The following is a 21145-nucleotide window of genomic DNA, read 5'->3' on the forward strand; positions in this document are numbered from 1 at the left end:
GGGAAACCCTGCCCTTGAAATCATCCGCGCTCATCCCGCACAGGTAGACACCATGCCCCTCACGAAAAAACGCCCCGGTCGCTGGACCCTGCGAGCCCTGCTGCCATGGCTGGTGGGGGCGATACCGGTGGTGTCCGGCGTGCTGATCATGCACTGGCAGGCACAGCGTGAGCTCGAGGCCAGGGCCGTGAACACGGCCGCCCTGGTCACCGGGCACTTCGAACGCATCCTCGACAACATCGCCGGCGCCGCCCAGGCCCTGCTGCCCCTGACCCGCCAACCCTGCGCAGAGGCCACGCTGGCGCTGCGCGAACAGGTGACACGCGGCTCGTTCGTACGCTCCAGCAACCTGTTTCGTGACAATGACCTGTACTGCAGTTCGCTGTTTGGCAACTTCAGCGAGCCGGTGGATGCCAAGGACTATGTGGATGGCAGCCTGTGGCTGATGAACGGCAACTCGGTGACGCCCGGCCATGCGCTGCTGGCCTACCGGCTCAGCAAGGGCAACGACGGCGCCATCACCACCGTCGATGGCGACCACCTGAGCAGCGCCCTGGAGCTGCTCGACCAGGGCACCACCCTGGTGCTGCAGGTAGGCCCCAACTGGATGGGCGAAGACGGCGTGGTGCACCAGGGCCCGCCCCCGGTGTTTGCCGTGGCGCCGACGCAGCAGGCCTCGCAGCGCTATCGTTTTTCGGTGCACAGCGGTTATGCCGCTGGCGAGCCCTGGCGCCTGATGCGCGCCGAGTACCCGGGGCTGTTCGGCCTGGTAACCCTGCTGGGCGTGATGGCCGGCGCGGCCTGCCGCTGGCAGCTGCGCAGGGCCAGTTCGCCACGGGTGGAGCTGCAACGGGCACTGGAGGCCGACGAGTTCATCCCGTACTTCCAGCCGGTGGTGCGCGAGGGTGACTACCGCTGGGCCGGCGCCGAGGTGCTGATGCGCTGGCAGCACCCGCGCGAAGGCATGGTGCGCCCAGACCTGTTCATTCCCTATGCCGAGCACAGCGGCCAGATCGTGCCCATGACCCGGCGCCTGATGCAGCGCGTGGCCGAAGGCCTGGCGCCCCACGCCGAGACCTTTGGCGACGGCTTTCATGTGGGCATCAACATCACTGCCGATCACTGCCAGGACATGGCCCTGTATGACGACTGCCGCGATTTTCTCGCCGCCTTCCCGCCTGGCCGGGTGATCCTGACCCTGGAGCTGACCGAGCGCAAGCTGGTGGTACCCAGCGACACCACCGAGCAGCTGTTCGCAAGGCTGCAGGCCCTGGGGGTGATGATCGCCATCGATGATTTCGGCACCGGCCAGTCGAGCCTGGGCTACCTGCGCCAGTTCAAGGTCGACTACCTGAAGATCGACCAGAGCTTCGTGGCCATGATCGGCGTCGATGCCCTGTCGCTGCATATCCTCGACAGCATCATCGAGCTGTCGGGCAAGCTGGGCCTGGGCATCGTCGCCGAGGGCGTGGAGACCATCGCCCAGCGCGACTACCTGGCCCGGCACCGGGTGGACTTCCAGCAGGGCTACCTGTTCGCCCGGCCGATGCCGTTGGCCGAGTTCGTGGCTGCATTGGGCACACAGCCGGTTGCCCAGGTGACGCGCCCCTGAGATCATGCGCGCTCACCACTTCCCTACCCCTTCGTGCTCCCGAGGCCCCCTTGTCCAGAGGCATCGTTTCATCGGTCATGGCGTCGTGTCTGTTCGCCCTGATGTACTACTACACCTCCCTGCTCACCCCCCTCGACGGCGAGGAGATCTTCGGTTGGCGCATGCTGCTGACCCTGCCGTGCATCACGCTGTTCATGCTGCTGTCCAAGGACTGGCCACTGGCAATCGGCGTACTGCAGCGCATCCGGCGCAACCCGCTGCTGTTGCTGGGGCTGGTGGGTACCTCGACATTGATGGGTCTGCAGCTGTGGGTGTTCCTGTGGGCACCGCTGCACGGGCGCAGCATGGAGGTGTCGCTGGGGTACTTCCTGCTGCCGCTGACCATGGTGCTGACCGGGCGGGTGGTGTACGGCGAGCGCCTGTCACGCCTGCAGAAGGTCGCCGTGGCCTGCGCCGTGGTGGGGGTGGGGCATGAACTGATACGCCATGGCTCGTTCGCCTGGGAAACCCTGCTGGTGGCCGGCGGCTACCCGTTCTACTTCATCTTGCGGCGCAAGTTGCGCACCGATCACCTGGGCGGGCTGTGGGCCGACATGTGCCTGATGATGCCGCCCTCGGTGTACTTCATCGTGCAGGGCCCGCTGAGCGCAGCCGACCTGCTGGCCCACCCGCAGCTCTATGTGCTGATCCCGATCCTGGGGGTGATCAGCGCCCTGGCGCTGGTCACCTACGTGATGGCCAGCCGTCTGCTGGCGTTCAGCCTGTTCGGCCTGCTCAGCTATGTGGAACCGGTGCTGCTGGTGGCGGTGGCCCTGATCCTGGGCGAGAGCATCGCCCCGGACCAGTGGCTGACCTACCTGCCGATCTGGCTGGCCGTGGTGGTGCTGGTGCTCGAGGGGGTCAGGCACCTGCTGCGTCAGCGGCGGCGTTCGGTGTAAGCCGTACCTGCCGCACCCGGCGCTCCTGCACGGCCTCGACGGTCATCAGCCAGTCGCCCCAGGTCAGTTGATCGCCCACCCGCGGCAGGCGGTCGAGCAGGCTCATGACCAGGCCAGCGAGGGTCTGGTAGTCCTCGGTGGGCTTGGCCGCAAAGCCGATCTGCGCCTGGATCTGGCGCAGGTTCAGCGCGCCGTTGACCAGGTAGCCGTCCGGCGCCTGCACGATGCCCGGCCCTTCGACTTCACTGGCATCAGGCAGCTCGCCGGCGATGGACTCGAGGATATCGGTCATGGTCAGCACGCCGGTGAAGTCGCCGAATTCGTTGACCACGAAGGCGATGTGGGTCGACTGGCTGCGCATCTGCTCCAGCGCGTTGAGGATGCTGAAACTCTCCAGCAGGTTCAGCGGCGTGCGCGCCAGGCGCTCCAGGTCCGGCTCGTGACCGGCCAGCAGCTCCCTGAGCAGCTCCTTCTTGTGCACGAAGCCCAGCGGCTCCTCCACCCGCCCCTGGCGAATCAGCGGCAGGCGCGAGTAGGACGAATGCATCAGCGCGGTACGGATCGCCTCCGGCGGTTGCGCCAGGTCGATGAAGTCAACTTTGGCGCGTACTGTCATCAGCGTTCTGATGGGGCGTTCGGCCAGGTTCAGCACGCCGCTGATCATCACCCGTTCGCGGCGGTCGAACAGCACCTGTTCATCGCCATCCTCGACCAGGTCGGCGATGTCCTCACCCACCTCGTCGGCCTGCAACCGGCGCCCACCCAGCATGCGCATCACCGCGTGGGCGGTGCGCTCGCGCAATGGCCGGTGCTGTTGCAGGCTGCGCTTGCGCCGGGCGCGGGCCAGCTGGTTGAACAGCTCGATCAGGATCGAGAAGCCGATTGCCGCGTACAGGTACCCCTTGGGTATATGAAAGCCCAGGCCCTCGGCGGTGAGGCTGAAGCCGATCATCATCAGAAAACCCAGGCACAGCATGATCACCGTGGGGTGGGCGTTGACGAAGCGGGTCAGCGGCTTGCTCGCGACGATCATGATGCCGATGGAGAAGATCACCGCGATCATCATGATCGACAGGTGCTCGACCATGCCCACGGCGGTAATCACCGCGTCCAGCGAGAACACTGCATCGAGTACCACGATCTGCGCCACGATCGGCCAGAACGCCGAATGGCGCGCCGGGCCCTGATGGTGGGCGACATGCCCCTCGAGACGCTCGTGCAACTCCATGGTGGCCTTGAACAGCAGGAACACACCGCCGAACAGCATGATCAGGTCACGGCCCGAGAAGCTCTTGTCGAACACCTCGAACAGCGGCGCGGTCAGCGTCACCATCCACGAGATGCTGGCCAGCAGGCCCAGGCGCATGATCAGCGCCAGCGACAGGCCGATCACCCGCGCGCGGTCGCGCTGATGGGGCGGCAGCTTGTCGGCGAGAATCGCGATGAACACCAGGTTGTCGATACCCAGTACCAGCTCGAGCACGATCAGCGTGGCAAGGCCCAGCCAGGCCGTGGGGTCGGCTAGCCATTCCATGGGCAGGTACTCAGGCGGGAAACGTCACGGGGACGGGAAAGGGAGGATGGCCAGGACGGCCGGGTACTGGGAGGCTCCGAGAACGAAGTCATATCAACCTTGGGTCAATTAGGGACGGTGATCCTACAATTTCAGCTGACTTTTCTCACAGCGTGAAATTATTTCAATCTGTGGCAAAACACCCGCTGCGGCACAGGGCAATTTCCTTCAATACCCCACCGACCTTCCCGCCTACCCTCGCTGCACCCTCCCCCTCAAGGATCTGCCGCATGAGCCTCAGCCTTTCCATGGCCGCCTTCGCCCTGGCCGCCTCCATTTCCCCTGGCCCGGTCAACATCGTTGCCCTGGGCGCCGGCGCACGGCATGGCTTGCGCCCGGCCATGCGCCACGTTACCGGCGCCACCCTGGGGTTCATCCTGCTGCTGGTACTGATCGGCCTGGGCCTGCACGAGGTGCTGCGCCACTGGCCAGGTCTTGCCGTTGCCCTGCACTGGGCCGGGGTGCTGTTTCTGCTGTACATGGCATGGAAACTGTCCCGCGACGACGGCGCGCTCGGTGAAGGGCGTGATACCCACGCACCCAGCCTGCTGCGCGGCGCTGCCATGCAATGGCTCAACCCCAAGGCCTGGCTGGCCTGCGTGGCGGGCATCGGAGCCTTCGTGGGCCAGGGCGAAACCGCCCTGCTGGGCCAGTTCAGCCTGATCTACCTGGTGATCTGCTACCTCTCGCTGGGCTGCTGGGCGCTGGCCGGCAGCCTGATCCGCAGCTACCTCGACAACCCGCGGCGCCTGCGCCTGTTCAATCGCAGCCTGGCCGCCCTGCTGGTGCTGAGTGCGCTGTACCTGATGCAGGGGTCTGTATGAAAAAGACGAAGGTCAGGCTGTTTTCAACGCAGCATCACCGAGTATCAAGGCTTTTCGTACAGCGCCTAGGCTGAGCGGTAATGCCCGGGCGTCGCAGCCAGGTGCTGCTTGAATGCCCGTTGCAGATGCGCCTGGTCGGCAAACCCGGCCTCCAGCGCCACCTCGGCGATCAGCCGGCCCTGGCGCAACTGGGCGCGGGCGTACTGCACGCGGCAGTCCAGCACAAAGCCGTGCGGGGTCAGGCCGTAATGCTGCTTGAAGGTGCGGATCAGATACGAGGTGGACAAGCCGGCCGCCTGGCTGATGTCTTCGAGCTTGAGCGGTTCGGTGCAATGTGCGCGAATGAATGCCGCCGCCCGCTCCAGCCGCGCATCCGGCCTGGCCAGCGGCGGTGGCGCTGCCTCCAGCTGCTGGCGCAGGTCGCCGAAGAACGCTTCGGCAGCCGCCGCCTTGCACGCCGTGCCACGCTGGTTGTCGATGAGCATGTCGTACAGCTGCAACAGGGCCTCGAACAGGGCCGGGGCGGTACTCAGGGTGGCAGCGACCGGTGCGAAGCCAAGCCGGGTCAGCCACGGCATGTCCACGTACAGCATCAGGTACGACCACGGCTGGTCGGCGATCGGGTTGCAGGCATGCACCACACCGGGGTTCATCATCACCACCGTGCCGGTCTCGACCTCGCGCCAGGTGTGCCCGCTGAGGTAGGAGCTACGCCCGGCAGTGATCGCACCGATGGAAAACCCGGCATGGGAATGGCGCGCATAGCAGACCTTGCGACCGTCTGCGACCCCGCGCGCCTCGATGAAGGGCAACGCCGGGTCACGCCAGAAATACGAGGTGGTGGTCATCGCGTGCGGGCCTGTGGGCAGTGGAACAACCCGCACTCTATCAGGCTTCAGGGCGTGCCACTGCCCCTTGCGCACCGCTCGTCGCCGCTTGCGCGCCCTGATAAGCTGCCGCGCAGACCGTTCAAGGAAGACCCGCATGAGCAGCAAGCGCTTCACCGAAACCAGCAAATTTCTCAGCTACGTGCTGCGTCACGCCCCCGAATCCATCGATCTGCAACTGGACAGCGAAGGCTGGGGCGATGTCGATGCACTGATTGCCGGCGCCGCCCGCCAGGGCCGCGCGCTGGACCTGGCGCACCTGCAGGCGGTGGTGGCCAGCAGCGACAAGAAACGCTTCGGCCTGTCGGACGATGGCCGCAGGATTCGCGCCGTACAGGGGCACTCGACAGCGACGGTCGAGCTCCAGTACGCGCCCAAGGCGCCGCCTGCCGAGCTGTACCACGGTACGGCAACGCGCTTTCTCGACTCGATTGCCCAACAGGGCCTGATCGCCGGCAACCGTCACCACGTGCACCTGTCCCACGACCCTGCCACGGCCATTGCGGTCGGCCAGCGTTACGGCTCACCGGTACTGCTGCACATCGATGCAGCGGCAATGCACGCCCAGGGCCTGGCGTTCTTCCAGGCCGACAATGGCGTATGGCTGACGGCCCACGTGCCGGTTGCGTTCATTCGACAGCCCGGTTAAACCGGCGAGTCGGCGTCGTGCACCACCACCAGCAACTGCGCCTGCACCGCCCCGACCGAGCGTAGCCGGTGCGGCGTCTGGGCATTGAAGTGCAGCGCATCACCGCGCTCGAGCAACACCCGCTCGTGCATGAAGTCCACTTCCACCTGCCCTTCGTGCACGAACAGGAACTCTTCGCCCAGGTGCTCCTTGAACGTCGAGTCGCTGAAGTCCGCCGGCGGGCAGATGATGAACGGCAGCAGGCTGCGCTGGCCGATATGCTGGGCCAGCACCGCGTAGCCCGGCCCTTCGGCGCTGCCGGACAACGCCTGGCGCTCACCCCGGCGTACCAGGCTGTAGCGCGCCTGCGCAGGCTGGTCTTCGGCGAACAGTTCTTCCACGTTCACGTTCAACGCCCGCGCCAGTTTCAGCGCCGCCGCAATCGAAGGCGTGTTCAGACCCCGTTCCACCTTGGACAGGTAGCTCTTGGTCATGGCCGTTTTCTCGGCCAGCGTCTCAAGCGTCAGCCCAAGTTTTTTTCTTAATACTTTCAATCGGATAGACATTTAACGCCGCTATTCCCGGTGCAATGGGCAACCTTTCCCTTGCCAATGACACTTTGTGTCATATAGCCTTGTTTGTGTCATAAGGTTGACCACCCCGCTCACCTTCCAAGCAACCGGGGCGGGCCAGCCCTGACGTCCGATCCGCCACCGAGGAAACCCCAATGGCCAAGACATTAGCACTCCCCAAGGACCAACTGGTCAAGCAGGCCCTGGAACAGATGCAGGGCTCGCTTGCCGATAATACGTGGACTGTGCGTGAAAAGCTGGCGCTGACCTGCCGAATCCTGTTCGACAACGGCCACGACTCCGGCCTGGCCGGGCAGATCAGTGCCCGCGGCCCGCAACCGGGCACCTTCTACACCCAGCAACTAGGGCTGGGCTTCGATGAAATCACCGCCAGCAACCTGCTATTGGTCAACGAGGACCTGGAGGTGCTCGAAGGCAGCGGCATGCCCAACCCGGCCAATCGCTTTCACAGCTGGGTGTACCGCGCACGCCCGGATGTGAACTGCATCATCCACACCCACCCGACCCACATCGCCGCGCTGTCGATGCTCGAGGTACCGTTGCAGGTGTCGCACATGGACCTCTGCCCGCTGTACGAGGACTGCGCGTTTCTCGAAGGCTGGCCCGGGGTGCCGGTGGGCAACGAGGAAGGCGAGCTGATCAGCGCGGCGCTGGGCGACAAGCGCGCCATCCTGCTCTCGCACCACGGCCAGCTGTCGACCGGCGCCAGCATCGAGGAAGCCTGTGTGATCGCGCAGTTGATCGAGCGCGCGGCGCGCCTGCAGTTGCTGGCGATGTCAGCCGGCCAGATCAAGCCCATCGAGCCGGTGCTGGGGCGCGAAGCGCACGACTGGATCGCCCGCCCCAAGCGCCACGGCGCGGCGTTCGCCTACTATGCCCGGCAGTGCCTGCGTCAGCATGCCGATTGCCTGAACTGAACCTGTTTTCTGCGGAGTGTTTTTCATGTCCACGACTTTTCACGGCATCATCGGCTACACCATCACCCCGTTCAGCGCCGACGGCACCCAGCTCGACCTGACGGCCCTTGGCCGCTCCATCGATCGGCTGATCGAAGGTGGCGTACAGGCCATCGCGCCCCTGGGCAGCACGGGCGAAGGCGCCTACCTGAGCGACCGCGAGTGGGACCAGGTGGCCGAGTTCAGCCTGGCGCACATTGGCGGGCGGGTACCGACCATTGTCAGCGTCTCGGACCTGACCACCGCCAGCGCCATGCGCCGCGCGCGCTTTGCCGAGGCCCATGGGGCAGATGCGGTGATGGTATTGCCGGCGGCCTACTGGAAGCTGAGCGAAGCCGAGATCCTGCAGCACTACCAGAGCATCGGCGACTGCATCGGCGTGCCGATCATGCTCTACAACAACCCGGCCACCAGCGGCACCGACCTGTCGGTGGAGCTGATCATGCGCATCGTGCGCCAGGTCGAGAACGTGACCATGGTCAAGGAGAGTACCGGCGACATCCAGCGCATGCACAAGCTGCAGCAGTTGGGCGAAGGCCAGGTGCCGTTCTACAACGGCTGCAACCCGTTGGCCCTGGAAGCGTTCGTGGCCGGTGCCACGGGCTGGTGCACGGCGGCAGCCAACCTGATTCCGGCGCTCAACCAGCAGCTGTACCAGGCCGTGCTGGGTAACGACCTTGAGGCGGCGCGGGCGCTGTTCTACCGGCAGTTGCCATTGCTGGAGTTCATCCTCAAGGGCGGCTTGCCGGCGACGGTGAAGGCAGGGTTGGCGTTGACCGGGCTGGAGGTGGGCGAGCCGCGCAGGCCGGTGTTCGGGCTGGATGACGCCGGGCGTGAGCGGTTGCGCGGGTTGCTCGAACAGATGGGGTAAGGCCTTCTCACGGCCTCAGCGCACGGGATTGCCACGGCCAACAGGGCATGCATCGCCAGCCCTGTTGGCTCGGCTTCAGGGCGCTACAACCGCCAATCCAGGCTCACCGTCAGCGTGCGCGGATCACCCCAGTACACCCCGTTGTAGAACCCCACGTTGTTGTAGTACCTGGTATCCAGCAGGTTCTTCACGTTCAAGGACGCCGACAGGTGTTCGTCGAACTCGTAACGGGACATCAACCCCACCACCGTGTAGGACCGCTGGCGAATGTCAGCCGGCGCCGTGATGATCCGGCCATCGCTGCCTCGCCCCACCGGACGATTGCCGCTGCGGTAGATGTCGCTCTGCCAATCCACCGACCCACCCACGGTCAACCTGTCCATCACCCTGTAGGTGCTGTTCCAGCGCACCATGTTCAACGGCTGGGTGGTGTTGCGCCGCTTGTGCTCGGCATCCAGCGAGTGGGTGTAGCTGTAGCCCAGGGTCATGTTCCACCCCGCCATCACCTCGCCAGCGACCTCCGCCTCGAAGCCCTCCACGGTATTGCCCTTGCCGCCGGACTTGTAATACTGCTCGCCGTTGGGCCCTACCGGAATGGAATCGTCCACCTCGGCCACGTTGTCCTGCTTGCTGCGAAACACCGCCGTCGACAGGTTCAGGCGCTCGTCCAGCAGGCTGCCCTTCAGGCCCACCTCGTAGTTGCTGCCCACCACCGGTTCCAGGTACTTGTCGTCGACATCCTTGTAGTTCTGCGGCTTGAAGATGTCGGTATAGCTGGCGTACACGGTGTATTGGTCGGTGATGTCGTACAGAACGCCCGCATAGGGTGTCCACACGTCATTGTGGGTGCGGCTGGAGCGCGGGTTCTCCACCACCTGCCCCGCCGCATCGAATGCCCATGAGCGCCCCGTGACCTTCCAGCTGCCGTAGCGGCTGCCCAGCACCAGGTGCAGTGCATCGGTCACGTTCAGCCGGGTGGCGACATAGCCGGCCTTCTGCTGCGTGGTATCGCGCGAACCATCCAGGTTGGTCACGGTATCGGCGAACTTGTCTACCCCGCCCAGGTACTTCCAGTCGGGGATGGTCGTGTAGCCGGGCGGCAGGTCCAGGGGCCGCTTGAGCGGCGCGCTGTTGCGCCGCTGCGACTCGCCATAGCCGATCATGAATTCGTGCTCGCGCCCCAGCAGCGCAAAGGGCCCGCCCAGGTTGAGGTCGGCGGCGCTCATTTTCTCGTCGCCGATGAAGTGGCTGACCCAGGCATTCATGCCGCTGCGGTCGGCCTCGGGGAAGCCCTGGCCACCGAAGTACACCTTGCCGTCGGTTTCGCTCTGGCGGTAGGTGTAGGCCGCCTTGAGGTGCCAGTCGCCGCCCAGGCGCTGGTCGAGGGTGGCGAACACGGTCTCGTCCTTGAGCGGCCACGAACTCCACGGCGCCGAGATGTTGTTCGAGCGCGGCAGCTTGGCCTTGCCACCGGAGGCGTTCCAGTACGGCACGGTGCCCCACGAGGCACCCTGTACATGCTTGTTCTGGTAGTCGTACCCCACCGCCAGCACGGTGTCGTCGCTCAGGTCACCCTCGAGAATGCCGTAGGCCACCTCGCGCTGGGTCTGGTAGCGGTCGCGAAACGAATGGGCGTCGCGGTAGGCCAGCACGCTGCGCCCGCGCAGACGACCGTCGAAGGCCAGCGGCCCGCCCACGTCGACATAGCTGTAGTAGTTGTCGTAGCTGCCGCCACGCAGGCCGGTTTTCACCGCCAGTTCATGGGTGGGGCGCTTGCGCATCATGTTGATGGTGCCCGACGGGTCGCCGGCGCCGGTGGTCAGCCCGGTGGCGCCACGCACCACTTCGATGCGGTCGTAGATGATGGTGTCCGAGTCGGACTTGAGCCCCGAGAAGGTGTTGAGCATGCCGTCGATCTGGAAGTTGTCGATGGCATAGCCGCGCGAGTTGTAGGTGGGGCGCTCGGAGTCGTTGCGCTGCACCACCACGCCCGTCACCTGGCCCATGGCTTCGGAGAGGTTGTCGAGCTGGAAGTCGTCCAGCTGCTGGCGGGTCAGCACCGACATCGACTGCGGGGTGTCCTTGATCGACAGGTTCAGGCGGGTGGCGGTGCTCATGCTGCCGGTGGTGTAGGCCCCGGTGTTTTCGGTGGTGCTGCCCAGGCCCTGGGCATTCACGTTGGTCGAACCCAGCTCCAGCGCCTGGGGGGCGGCGTCGGGCAGAGGTTCGTTGTCAGCCAGTGCGACGGCGCTGCAGGCGGTGCCGCACTGGCCCAGTGTCAACGTCATGGAACGGGTAATCGGCGCGAACATCGCGGCCTTCTCCTTGTTTACGACGGGAAATTCCGTTTAGAAGTACACAGCGGGACATCATCGGATCACCCTTAATACGAATGCTTATTGATTTAATTTAGGCATGAAAAAGGCGATCCGAAGATCGCCTTTTTTACCCGCCGGATGCGCTACGGCATCACAGGTGGCGTGTACTGCAACGTGGTGCCCAGCGCCCAGAGCAAGAACAGCACCAGCGGCACGTGCACCAGCAACTGCACGAACGAGAAGCCGATCAGGTCGCGCGCCTTGAGCCCCAGCACGCCCAGCAGCGGCAGCATGTAGAACGGGTTGATCAGGTTGGGCAGCGCCTCGGCGGCGTTGTAGATCTGCACCGCCCAGCCCAGGTGGTACTGCAGGTCGTTGGCCACCAGCATCACGTAGGGCGCCTCGATGATCCACTTGCCGCCACCGGAGGGAATGAAGAAGCCCAGCACCGCAGAGTACACGCCCATCAGCAAGGCGTAGGTGTCATGCGAGGCGATCTGCACGAAGAAGGTGGAGATATGGTGCGCCAGGGTTTGCGCGTCCACGCCCTTGACCTGGGTGAGGATGGCCGCGATCGAGCCGTACAGCGGGAACTGGATCAGTACCCCGGTGGTGGTCGGCACCGCACGGCTCACCGCATCCAGGAAGCTGCGCGGGCGCCAGTGCAGCAAGGCGCCGAGCATGATGAACAGAAAGTTGTAGGTATTGAGCCCCGAGATCGCGGTGATGGCCGGCTTGGTCGAGAACTCGTGGTACAGCCAGCCAGCCGCCAGGGCCACCAGCAGCAGGGTCAGCACCGGGCTGTATTCCAGCCATTCACCCGGGCGCGTGCGCTGCGCCGGTGGTGGTGCGCTGAAGCTGGGGTCGATGCCACAGGCCTGGGCATCGCGGGCACTCTGCGGGCCGGGTGCAGTGGCGTAGGCCACGATCAGCGACACGATGACCAGCGCCGCCAGCATCACGCCCGACTGCCAGAGGAAGATGGTTTCGGTGAACGGGATCACCCCGGTGATCGCCAGGATCGACGGCGGCAGGCTGGCCGGGTTGGCTTGCAGCTGCGCGGCCGACGAGGACAGGCCCAGGGCCCATACGGCGCCCAGGCCCAGGTAGGCGGCGGCACCGGCGGCGCGGTAGTCCATCTTCAGGTCGGTACGGCGCGCCAGGGCGCGTACCAGCAGGCCGCCGAACACCAGCGACAGGCCCCAGTTGAGCAGCGAGGCGACCATCGATATCAGCGCCACCCAGCACACGGCCGAACGGCCGTTCTTCGGAATGCGCGCCAGGCGGTCGATGAGTTTCACCGCCGGCGGCGAGCTGGCCACCACATAGCCGCCGATGACCACGAAGGCCATCTGCATGGTGAAGGGGATCAGGCTCCAGAACCCGTCACCGAAGGCGGTGGCGGTATCGAGGGGTTTGGCGCCCATGGCCAGGGCGGCCAGTGACACCAGCACCACGGCCAGGGCGGCGAACACCCAGGAGTCGGGGAACCAGCGTTCGGCCCAGTTGGAGCAACGCAGGGCAAAGCGGGCGGAGCGGCTGTCTTGGAGTTCGGCGGCCACGGGATTTTCCTTCTTATTGATTTTTTTTGAACGGCTGAAGGCCCCTTCGCCGGCAAGGCCGGCTCCTGCACAGGAATGCGTGGTTCCCTGCAGGAGCCGGCCTTGCCGGCGAAGAGGCCAGCACAGGCAAGGCGGTTATCAGCCTAGAACGTCATCTCTTTCACATCATCGGCCACGATCAGCTTGCCGGCGGTCTTGGCGACGATCTCTTCCACGCTCACCCCCGGCGCTGTCTCGCGCAGGATGAACGCGCCATTCTCGATCTCAAGATAGGCCAGGTCGGTCAGCACCTTGCGGATGCAGCCGGCACCGGTCAGCGGCAGGCTGCAACGCGACAGCAGCTTGGACTCGCCGTCCTTGGAGGCATGGGTCATGGTGACGATGATGTTCTCGGCACCGGCCACCAGGTCCATCGCCCCGCCCATGCCCTTGACCAGTTTGCCCGGGATCATCCAGGAGGCGATGTTGCCCTCCACGTCCACCTCGAACGCCCCCAGCACGGTGAGGTCGACGTGGCCGCCACGGATCATCGCGAAGGACTCGGCCGAGTTGAAGATCGACGCGCCGGTGCGGGCGGTCACGGTCTGCTTGCCGGCGTTGATCATGTCGGCGTCCAGCTGCGCTTCGGTGGGGAATTCCCCCATGCCCAGCAGGCCGTTCTCCGATTGCAGCATCACGTCCATATCCGCCGGGACGTAGTTGGCCACCAGGGTCGGGATGCCGATGCCAAGGTTGACGTAGTAGCCGTCCTTGAGTTCACGGGCTACACGTTGTGCCATTTGTTCGCGGGTAAGTGCCATGCTCAGGTTCTCTTTGTTGTTCTGCGCGGGGTCGGGTCAGGCTTTGACGGTGCGTTTTTCGATACGCTTCTCGAACGTGCCGACGATGACCCGGTCGACGTAGATGCCCGGGGTATGGATCTCGGTAGGCAGCAGCACGCCTGGCTCGACGATCTCCTCGACCTCCACCACGGTGATCCTGCCGGCGGTGGCGGCCAGCGGGTTGAAGTTCTGCGCGGTGTTGCGGTACACCACGTTGCCGTAGTGGTCGGCCTTCCAGCCCTTGACGATGGCGAAGTCACCGGTGATGGCTTCTTCGAGGATGTACTTGCGCCCGTTGAATTCGCGCACTTCCTTGCCTTCGGCCACCGGGGTGCCGTAGCCGGTGGCGGTGAAGAAGGCCGGGATGCCGGCGCCGCCGGCGCGCATCTTCTCGGCCAGGGTGCCTTGCGGGGTAAGTTCCACTTCCAGCTCGCCGCTGAGCAGCTGACGCTCGAACTCGGCGTTTTCGCCCACATACGAGGCGACCATCTTGCGGATCTGGTGGTCTTCGAGCAGCACGCCCAGGCCGAAGCCGTCGACGCCGCAGTTGTTGGACACCACGGTCAGGCCGCGCACGCCACGGCGCTTGATCTCGGCAATGAGGTTTTCAGGGATGCCGCACAGGCCGAAGCCGCCTGCCAGTACGGTCATGTTGTCGGCAAGGCCTTCGAGGGCCTCTTCATAGGTCGCTACGCGCTTGTCCAGTCCGGCCATGCTGATTCGCCTTTTGTAGTTGTAGAACCGACGAGGGTCGTCGGAGAGCGTCTGGGGCCATCTTCACCCTTGGCCACTCATTTGTTAATTTTGTTTTTTTGATGGATTGATTGGTTATTCAAATCAATGTCGACGCGGGTAGGCTTGACCCGCCACAAAACCCTAAAGGACAGTAGACCACCCTCCCCACTTTGCAGGAGCCTTCCATGCGTACGCTCGAACTCGGCGACTCCACCGTACCCGTCATCGGCCAGGGCACCTGGTACATGGGCGAAGACCCCGGCCAGCAGAAAGCCGAGGTCGCCGCCCTGCAGCACGGCATCGACCTGGGCCTGACGTTGATCGACACCGCCGAAATGTATGCCGAGGGCGGCGCCGAGCGGGTGGTGGGCCAGGCCATCCAGGGGCGTCGCGAGCAGGTCTGCGTGGTCAGCAAGGTGTACCCGCACAACGCCAGCCGCAGCGGCATCCCCGCCGCCTGCGAGCGCAGCCTGCAGCGCCTGGGCACCGACCATATCGACCTGTACCTGCTGCACTGGCGCGGCCAGTACCCGCTGGAGGAAACCGTCGAAGCCTTCGAGCGCCTGCGCGAGGCCGGCAAGATCCGGCGCTGGGGCATGTCCAACTTCGATACCGATGACCTGCGCGAGCTGGACAACCCGGCCTGCGCCACCAACCAGGTGCTGTACAACCCCGAGCAGCGCGGCATCGAGTTCGACCTGCTGCCCTACAGCCACAAGCGCCACTTGCCAACCATGGCCTACTGCCCGCTGGCCCAGGCCGGACGCCTGCTCAAAAACGCGACCCTCAACCAGATCGCCGAACGCCATGGCGCCACCGCGGCCCAGGTGGCGCTGGCCTGGGTAACCCGTGAAGACGGCGTGATCGCGATCCCCAAGGCGGTGGACAAGCGCCATGTGCAGCTCAATGCCGCCGCGGCCAGCCTGACCTTGAGCAGCGAAGACCTGCGCGCCATCGACCGCGCCTTCCCGCCGCCCACCCGCAAGCAGCGCCTGGCGATGGTGTGATCAGCGAAAGTCGCGGCTGCGCACATCCAGCCCGTGCAACAGCGGGCTGAGGTCTTCCAGGCGCTTCGCGATCAGGTGGCGCACGCCGTCGGCGCATTCGAGCGTACCCATCACCCGCAGCAGCTGCGAGCCCACCAGCACCCGGCGCTGACGCTCGGCCAGCTCGCGCCACACCACCACGTTGACCATGCCGAACTCATCCTCCAGGGTCACGAAGGTCACGCCGCTGGCAGTGCCTGGCCGCTGGCGCCCGGTGACCAGCCCCGCCACGCTCACCGCATCGCCGTGTTCGGCCCCCTCCAGGGCCTGCGAACTGCGACAGCCCAGGCCATTCAGGCGTCGGCGCAGCAGGCTCAGCGGGTGCGGGCCCAATGTGGTGCCGACGCTGGCATAGTCGGCAAACAGGTCCTCGCCCACGCTGGGCACCGGCAGGTTCACCGGCGCTTCACGGGGCGGCTCCACCCCGGCGAACAGCGGCAGTTGCGCCTGCACCGCCGCCACTTCCCAGCGCGCCTGATAACGGTGCCCGGCCAGGGCGCCCAGGGCCCCGGCATCGGCCAGCAGCGCCCGCGCCCGCGCATCCAGGCCGGCACGCAGGCACAGGTCGGCCACATCGCCGAACGCCCGCTGCGCCCTGGCCTGTGCCAGGCGCAGGGCATCGTCCTGGCGAAAGCCGCGCACCTGGCGCAGGCCAAGGCGCAGCGCCAGTTCATCGCCGCCCACCGGCTCCAGGCTGCAGTCCCACTGGCTGTGCTGCACATCCACCGGGCGAATCTGGATGCGGTGGCGGCGCGCGTCCTGCAGGATCTGGTCCGGGCTGTAGAAGCCCATCGGCCAGCTGTTGATCAGCGCACAGGCGAAGATCGCCGGCTCGTGGCACTTGAGCCAGCAACTGGCGTAGGTCAGCAAGGCAAAGCTGGCCGCGTGGGACTCGGGGAACCCGTAGCTGCCAAAGCCCTTGATCTGCTCGAAGATGCGCTCGGCGAACTCGACGCTGTAGCCGTTGTTCAGCATGCCCCGGGTCAGCCGCTCGCGGTGTGGCTCCAGGCCGCCGTGACGTTTCCAGGCGGCCATCGAACGGCGCAACTGGTCGGCCTCGCCCGCCGTATAGTCGGCGGCCACCATGGCCAGCTCCATCACCTGTTCCTGAAACAGCGGCACACCCAGGGTGCGCTCGAAGACCTTCTTCAGCGCATCCGACGGGTAGGTCACCTGCTCCTGCTTGTTACGCCGGCGCAGGTACGGGTGCACCATGTCGCCCTGGATCGGCCCGGGGCGCACGATGGCCACCTCGATCACCAGGTCGTAGAACTCGCGTGGCTTGAGCCGCGGCAGCATGGCCATCTGCGCCCGTGACTCGATCTGGAACACCCCCACGGTATCGGCACGGCCGATCATGTCGTAGGTGGGGACATCGTCCGGCGGCAGGGTCGCGATGGTCAGCTCGCGCCCGCGGTGGTAGCGCACCAGGTCGAAGCAGCGGCGCAAGGCGCTGAGCATGCCCAGGGCCAGGATATCGACCTTGAGCAGGCCGACCATGTCCAGGTCGTCCTTGTCCCACTGGATCACCGTGCGTTCGTCCATGGCGGCGTTTTCCACCGGCACCAGGGTGTCCAGTGGCTGCTCGGAAATCACGAAGCCACCAGGGTGCTGCGACAGGTGCCGGGGGAAGCCGATCAGCTCGCCGGTCAAGGTCAGCACCCGGTGCAGCAGCGGGCTGTCGGGGTCGAAACCGGCTTCGCGCAACCGCTCCGGCGGCGGGATGCGGTCGGTCCAGCGCCCGCAGCAATCGGCCAGGGCGTTGATCTGGTCGGGCGGCAGCCCCAGCACCCGGGCAATGTCGCGCACCGCCCCGGCGGCATGGTAGGTGCTGGCCACGGCCGTCAGGGCGGCGCGGTGGCGGCCATAGCGGTTGAACACGTATTGCAGCACCTCTTCGCGCCGTTCGTGCTCGAAGTCCACGTCGATGTCCGGCGGCTCGTCGCGTTCACGCGATAAAAAGCGCTCGAACAGCAGGTGCGTGCGGGTCGGGTCCAGCTCGGTGATGCCCAGCACGAAGCACACCACCGAGTTGGCTGCCGAGCCCCGGCCCTGGCACAGAATGCCCTGGCCACGGGCAAAATGAACGATGTCGTAGACGGTCAGGAAGTAGCTCTCGTAACCCAGCTCGGCGATCAGTGCCAGTTCGTGTTCGAGGGTCTGGCGCACGGCCGGCTCGATTCCCCCCGGCCAGCGCCACGGCACCTGGCGTTCGCACAGCGTGCGCAGCCAGCCGGTCGGCGTGTACCCCTCGGGCACCACTTCGCGCGGGTACTGGTAGCGCAACTGGCCGAGGTCGAAGGTGCAGCGCCGGGCAATCTCCAGGGTGGCCTCAAGCAGGTGGGCCGGGTACAGCTCGGCCAGCTGCGCCAGGGGCCGCAGGTGCCGCTCGCCATTGGCGAACAGGTGCTGCCCGGCACCGGCCACGGTGCTGTGATGGCGCAGCGCGCTCATGCAGTCCTGCAGCGCGCGCCGCCCACGCGCATGCATGTGCACGTCGCCACAGGCCACGGTGCGCAGGTTCAGGCTCGCGGCCAACCCCTGCAGTTGTTGCAGGCGCTGATGGTCGTCGGCACCGCGATGCAGTTGCACCGCCAGCCACAGGCGCTCGCCGAACACCTCGCGCAGCCACAGGCCGGGGCCGGCCTGCAACGGCTCGTCCGGCACCCACAGCGCCAGCAGGCCGTGCAACGGGCCGGCGAAGTCTTCGCGCAGCAGCTGGTATTCGCCCTTTTTCGCCCGGCGCCGCGCCAGGGTGATGAGCCGACACAGGTGCTGGTAGCCGCTCAGGTTTTCGACCAGCAGCACCAGCCTGGGGCCGTCGTGCACCCGCACCTCGCTGCCGACGATCAGCTTGAGGCCCGTCTCCCTGGCCGCCTGCCAGGCGCGCACGATACCGGCCAGGGTGCATTCGTCGGTGATCGCCAGGGCCTGGTAGCCCTGCTGGTGCGCCCGCTCGAACAGCTCGCGGGCACTCGAGGCCCCGCGCTGGAAGGTGAAGTTCGACAGGCAGTGCAGCTCGGCATAGCCCACGCTCATGCGAACCAGCCCTGCAGCCACAACGGCCCGCCTTCGCCCAGTGGCCGGTAGGCCCAGCCGCGCTGGCCAGCCGGGGTTTCGACCAGGTAGTAGTCACGCCGCACATCGCCGCCATCCCACCAGCCGGATTCGATCCGCTCGGGCCCGGCCAGCAGGCGCAGGCCCTCGGGCGCCAAGGCCTGCGGCTCGGCCAGCAGCCAGCCCGGGCGCGGCGGCCCGCCCGGCGCACGGGCCAGCGGCGGGGCGCCGCCTGCCGCCTGCCAGGCGCACTCGGGGCGGTGGTCGGCAAAAGCCTGCACAGCCCGCACGCTCTCATCGCCCAGGCGTGCACGCAAACGCTCGCGCAACTGCTCCCAGCCCTGTTGCTGCTGGGGCCGCGCATTGAACAGCTCGCCCGGTTGCGGCACGAACGCCGGCAGGTCGTCGGCCACCAGGCGCACGCTGCGCACCGGTGCGGGCAGGCTCAACTGCTCCAGGCGCCCGCGTGCCAGCTCGAACAGCATGCCCGCCTCGCGTTCGGCGGCCAGCAGGCCGACCACCACCGGCGTGGCGACGCCCCGGGCATGTTCCAGGTGCAGGGTAAAACGCTGCACGCCGCCGTCACGGCTGGCCAGGAACGCCGCCAGGTCGGCAATCAGCCGGCGCAACGGAAACAACAGCGCCTGGTGCGATTCCACATCGAAGTTGAGTTCCAGGCGCGCCTCGAACCGGTCCGGCGGCCGGTAGCACGCCAGCGCCATGGGGCGCAGGCCCAGCAGGCGATCCAGGTGCACCTGCACGCTGGCGGCAAAACGCCTGGCCAGGGTGTCGCGCGGCAACCCCAGCACCTGCCCAAGGTCGCGCAGGCCCATGCGCGACAAGGCCGTGGCGGCCTCCACCGGCAGGCCGATGCGGTCCACGGGCATCTGCGCAAGGGCGGCGCGGGTGGTCTGGGGGTCGTTCAGTGCCAGCCCGTCATGGGCGTTGGCCAGCATGCGCGCCGCCACCGGGTTGCTGGCCAGCACGATGCGATGACGCAGCCCCAGCTCGCCCAGCTCCTTGCGCAGGCGGGCCTCGAACAGCGACCAGGGCCCGAACAGGCCCAGGCTGGATTCGACTTCGAGCAACACGGTGCGTGGGTAATGCAGGCTGACCTGCGAACTGAACTGGTAGGCCCAGGCGGCCAGCAATTGCTGCAACTGCTCGACCGCCGCCGGGTCATGCTCGACGCAGGTAAAACTGCTGGCCAGGGCCTGCGCGGTGCTCAGGCTCTGCCCGGCGCGCAGCCCCAGGGCCCGGGCCGCCGGGTTGACCGCCTGCAATACGCGCCGCTGCGCCGGGCCGCTGAGCAGCACCAGCGGTGCCTGGGGGTCGTCGCGACCGCGCAGCACGCTGTCGAGTGCCAGTTGCGGCAGCAGGATGCAGGCCCACAGCATCGCCCATCACCCTCGCCCGGCCATGGCGATCGGGGTGGCCGGGGCCAGCCCGCCACGGCACTTGAGCACCCGCCACTGGGCCGGGTGCAGGTCGACGGCAATGCGCAGCGCGGCCGGCGACGGGTTGAGTGCCGCCTGCTGCGGGCGGCAGGCAAAGGCCAGGGTCTGGCCGGTTTCGGCAGCCACCTGCAGGCGGCGCAAGGCGCGGTCGTCGACCTGCTGCGGCCAGCACAGCACCGCGCCGCAACTGCCCGAGCGCAGGCACTGCTCGGCGGCCCACAGGGCCTCGATGCGGGAGGCCTGGATCAGCGACAGCCAGCGCAGGTCGACACCGGCTGCCAGCCAGGCGGGCGGGTACGGAATGAACGGCGGCGCCACCAGCACCACCCGTTCGCCGCTGGCAGTCAGGCGCGCCAGGCTCGGCCAGAGCAGGTGCAGCTCGCCGGCGCCCTCGGCAGCCAGCAGCAGTTCGCTGAGCGCACCCGGTGGCCAGCCGCCGCCGGGCAGCACCGCGTCCAGCGCGGCATGCCCGGTGGGTTGCAGGCCCCGGGGCTGGGCCAGCGGGCGCCCCTTCCAGACCCGACGCTCGTCGAGCAGCCCGTCGAGGCTGACCACCGCGCCCATCAGTCGCGCCTCAACAGGCCGCAGAACACCCCTTCGATCACGAAGTCGCGTTCGGGCCCCACGTCTATCGGTGCATAGGCCGGGTTGCGCGGCAGCAGGCGGTAGTGCGTGCCTGCGCGCTGGAAGCGCTTGATGGTGACCTCGCCATCGAGCCGGGCCACCACGATCTGCCCGTCGCGGGCATCGGGCTGCTGGTGAATGCCCACCAGGTCGCCGTCGAAGATACCGTCGTCGATCATCGAGTCGCCGCGCACCTTCAGCAGGTAGGTGGGGGTACGGCTGAACAGGTGCGCATCGAGCATCAGCTGTTCGTGGATGTCCACGTCGGGCCCGATCGGGCGGCCGGCGGCCACCTGGCCCAGTACCGGGATCTCCAGCACCTCGGGGCGGCGCAGCGCACCGGCCAGGCGGATGCTGCGCGCCTGGTTGGGGGTGACTTCGATGAAGCCGGCCTCGCACAGCGCCTGGATGTGCTTGCGCGCCACGCTGCGCGAGGCAAAACCGAAGGCCTGGGCGATGTCGGCCAGGCTCGGGGGCTGCCCTTGCTGCGCGATGCGGTCGCGGATGAAGGTCAGGATGGCGGCACGTTTGGGCGATAGTCTGTTCATGGAGCACATTTGTACTCTTTTCGGGTTTATCTGACCAGCCCCGCTGATCGCCACGGCAAAATGGTTATGATGGCCCGCCGTGCAATGGAAACCGC

At 66.6% G+C, this 21145-nt stretch carries 18 protein-coding genes; 7 read left to right on the forward strand and 11 right to left on the reverse strand.

Translation table 11 applies throughout. From position 1 onward, the window contains the following. Positions 1-52 precede the first annotated feature (52 nt). Together CR917_RS25075 and rarD are read left to right on the forward strand one after the other, a co-directional pair. Positions 53-1612, forward strand: a complete 1560-nt coding sequence (locus CR917_RS25075; RefSeq protein ID WP_173925067.1) for an EAL domain-containing protein — start codon at positions 53-55, stop codon at positions 1610-1612. 50 nt (positions 1613-1662) lie between these two features. Further along, positions 1663-2550, forward strand: coding sequence for an EamA family transporter RarD (rarD, locus tag CR917_RS25080; RefSeq protein WP_043862930.1), 888 nt, complete (start codon positions 1663-1665; stop codon positions 2548-2550). Here rarD and CR917_RS25085 read toward each other — a convergent pair. Next, positions 2513-4084: a TerC family protein gene (locus CR917_RS25085; protein WP_043862931.1), complete on the reverse strand. Its 1572-nt coding sequence runs from the start codon at positions 4082-4084 to the stop codon at positions 2513-2515. The two genes, rarD and CR917_RS25085, sit on opposite strands and share 38 nt — an antisense overlap. A gap of 269 nt (positions 4085-4353) precedes the next feature. Between CR917_RS25085 and CR917_RS25090 the strand changes: the two genes are divergently transcribed. Further along, entirely contained in the window at positions 4354-4947 is a 594-nt protein-coding gene (locus CR917_RS25090) for a LysE family translocator (RefSeq protein WP_104573089.1), read from the forward strand. Positions 4948-5012: 65 nt separating this feature from the next. Here the strand turns inward: CR917_RS25090 and CR917_RS25095 are convergent, their stop codons facing one another. Further along, positions 5013-5795, reverse strand: coding sequence for an AraC family transcriptional regulator (locus CR917_RS25095; protein WP_104573088.1), 783 nt, complete (start codon positions 5793-5795; stop codon positions 5013-5015). Positions 5796-5931: 136 nt separating this feature from the next. Here CR917_RS25095 and CR917_RS25100 point away from each other — a divergent pair, with 136 nt between their 5' ends. Continuing rightward, entirely contained in the window at positions 5932-6483 is a 552-nt protein-coding gene (locus tag CR917_RS25100) for an RNA 2'-phosphotransferase (RefSeq protein WP_078480160.1), read from the forward strand. Here CR917_RS25100 and CR917_RS25105 read toward each other — a convergent pair. Continuing rightward, on the reverse strand, positions 6480-7028 hold the full coding sequence (locus CR917_RS25105) for a helix-turn-helix domain-containing protein (protein ID WP_043862935.1): 549 nt from the start codon (positions 7026-7028) through the stop codon (positions 6480-6482). The two genes, CR917_RS25100 and CR917_RS25105, sit on opposite strands and share 4 nt — an antisense overlap. 161 nt (positions 7029-7189) lie before the next feature. Between CR917_RS25105 and CR917_RS25110 the strand changes: the two genes are divergently transcribed. Beyond that, positions 7190-7972 (forward strand): aldolase, encoded by a 783-nt coding sequence (locus tag CR917_RS25110; protein ID WP_043862936.1) that lies wholly within the window; start codon positions 7190-7192, stop codon positions 7970-7972. Between the two features lie 25 nt (positions 7973-7997). Beyond that, on the forward strand, positions 7998-8882 hold the full coding sequence (locus tag CR917_RS25115) for a dihydrodipicolinate synthase family protein (protein WP_043862937.1): 885 nt from the start codon (positions 7998-8000) through the stop codon (positions 8880-8882). Positions 8883-8965: 83 nt separating this feature from the next. Here the strand turns inward: CR917_RS25115 and CR917_RS25120 are convergent, their stop codons facing one another. The 4 genes from CR917_RS25120 to CR917_RS25135 all read right to left on the reverse strand — a co-directional run bounded on the left by CR917_RS25120 (position 8966) and on the right by CR917_RS25135 (position 14297). Further along, the gene (locus CR917_RS25120) at positions 8966-11194 is read right to left on the reverse strand and encodes a TonB-dependent siderophore receptor (RefSeq protein ID WP_104573087.1); all 2229 of its coding nucleotides are present in this window, start codon (positions 11192-11194) and stop codon (positions 8966-8968) included. A 149-nt stretch (positions 11195-11343) separates the two neighbouring features. Next, positions 11344-12762 (reverse strand): short-chain fatty acid transporter, encoded by a 1419-nt coding sequence (locus tag CR917_RS25125; RefSeq protein WP_104573086.1) that lies wholly within the window; start codon positions 12760-12762, stop codon positions 11344-11346. 143 nt (positions 12763-12905) lie between these two features. After that, positions 12906-13562, reverse strand: coding sequence for a CoA transferase subunit B (locus tag CR917_RS25130; RefSeq protein WP_054915387.1), 657 nt, complete (start codon positions 13560-13562; stop codon positions 12906-12908). A 36-nt stretch (positions 13563-13598) separates the two neighbouring features. Further along, positions 13599-14297 (reverse strand): CoA transferase subunit A, encoded by a 699-nt coding sequence (locus CR917_RS25135; protein WP_104573085.1) that lies wholly within the window; start codon positions 14295-14297, stop codon positions 13599-13601. Between the two features lie 206 nt (positions 14298-14503). Between CR917_RS25135 and CR917_RS25140 the strand changes: the two genes are divergently transcribed. After that, a complete protein-coding gene (locus CR917_RS25140) occupies positions 14504-15325 on the forward strand; it encodes an aldo/keto reductase (protein ID WP_104573084.1) in 822 nt (273 codons plus the stop codon). Here CR917_RS25140 and CR917_RS25145 read toward each other — a convergent pair whose 3' ends face one another. From CR917_RS25145 to lexA, 4 genes are read right to left on the reverse strand one after another with little or no spacing between them, the layout of a single operon-like run. Further along, positions 15326-18424 carry an error-prone DNA polymerase gene (locus CR917_RS25145; RefSeq protein ID WP_218278986.1) on the reverse strand — a complete coding sequence of 1033 codons (3099 nt, stop codon included), beginning with the start codon at positions 18422-18424 and terminating at the stop codon, positions 15326-15328. Then, on the reverse strand, positions 18400-19818 hold the full coding sequence (locus tag CR917_RS25150) for a DNA polymerase Y family protein (protein WP_104573082.1): 1419 nt from the start codon (positions 19816-19818) through the stop codon (positions 18400-18402). Before CR917_RS25150 ends, CR917_RS25145 begins: the two co-directional genes overlap by 25 nt. 6 nt (positions 19819-19824) lie before the next feature. Further along, a complete protein-coding gene (imuA, locus tag CR917_RS25155; RefSeq protein WP_104573081.1) occupies positions 19825-20442 on the reverse strand; it encodes a translesion DNA synthesis-associated protein ImuA in 618 nt (205 codons plus the stop codon). Then, complete coding sequence (gene lexA / locus CR917_RS25160; RefSeq protein WP_054915390.1) at positions 20442-21059, reverse strand: transcriptional repressor LexA; 618 nt, start codon at positions 21057-21059, stop codon at positions 20442-20444. Before lexA ends, imuA begins: the two co-directional genes overlap by 1 nt. Positions 21060-21145 lie beyond the last annotated feature (86 nt).

It is taken from the genome of Pseudomonas sp. BRM28, from assembly GCF_002939405.1.
Lineage (GTDB): Bacteria > Pseudomonadota > Gammaproteobacteria > Pseudomonadales > Pseudomonadaceae > Aquipseudomonas > Aquipseudomonas palmensis.

Excerpts from the sequence above, each read along its gene's own strand:
- CR917_RS25075 (WP_173925067.1), top strand. The coding sequence starts at position 53 with ATGCCCCTCACGAAAAAACGCCCCGGTCGCTGGACCCTGCGAGCCCTG.
- CR917_RS25085 (WP_043862931.1), bottom strand. The coding sequence starts at position 4,084 with ATGGAATGGCTAGCCGACCCCACGGCCTGGCTGGGCCTTGCCACGCTG.
- CR917_RS25090 (WP_104573089.1), top strand. The coding sequence starts at position 4,354 with ATGAGCCTCAGCCTTTCCATGGCCGCCTTCGCCCTGGCCGCCTCCATT.
- CR917_RS25095 (WP_104573088.1), bottom strand. The coding sequence starts at position 5,795 with ATGACCACCACCTCGTATTTCTGGCGTGACCCGGCGTTGCCCTTCATC.
- CR917_RS25100 (WP_078480160.1), top strand. The coding sequence starts at position 5,932 with ATGAGCAGCAAGCGCTTCACCGAAACCAGCAAATTTCTCAGCTACGTG.
- CR917_RS25105 (WP_043862935.1), bottom strand. The coding sequence starts at position 7,028 with ATGTCTATCCGATTGAAAGTATTAAGAAAAAAACTTGGGCTGACGCTT.
- CR917_RS25110 (WP_043862936.1), top strand. The coding sequence starts at position 7,190 with ATGGCCAAGACATTAGCACTCCCCAAGGACCAACTGGTCAAGCAGGCC.
- CR917_RS25115 (WP_043862937.1), top strand. The coding sequence starts at position 7,998 with ATGTCCACGACTTTTCACGGCATCATCGGCTACACCATCACCCCGTTC.
- CR917_RS25120 (WP_104573087.1), bottom strand. The coding sequence starts at position 11,194 with ATGTTCGCGCCGATTACCCGTTCCATGACGTTGACACTGGGCCAGTGC.
- CR917_RS25130 (WP_054915387.1), bottom strand. The coding sequence starts at position 13,562 with ATGGCACTTACCCGCGAACAAATGGCACAACGTGTAGCCCGTGAACTC.
- CR917_RS25135 (WP_104573085.1), bottom strand. The coding sequence starts at position 14,297 with ATGGCCGGACTGGACAAGCGCGTAGCGACCTATGAAGAGGCCCTCGAA.
- CR917_RS25140 (WP_104573084.1), top strand. The coding sequence starts at position 14,504 with ATGCGTACGCTCGAACTCGGCGACTCCACCGTACCCGTCATCGGCCAG.
- CR917_RS25150 (WP_104573082.1), bottom strand. The coding sequence starts at position 19,818 with ATGCTGTGGGCCTGCATCCTGCTGCCGCAACTGGCACTCGACAGCGTG.
- imuA (WP_104573081.1), bottom strand. The coding sequence starts at position 20,442 with ATGGGCGCGGTGGTCAGCCTCGACGGGCTGCTCGACGAGCGTCGGGTC.
- lexA (WP_054915390.1), bottom strand. The coding sequence starts at position 21,059 with ATGTGCTCCATGAACAGACTATCGCCCAAACGTGCCGCCATCCTGACC.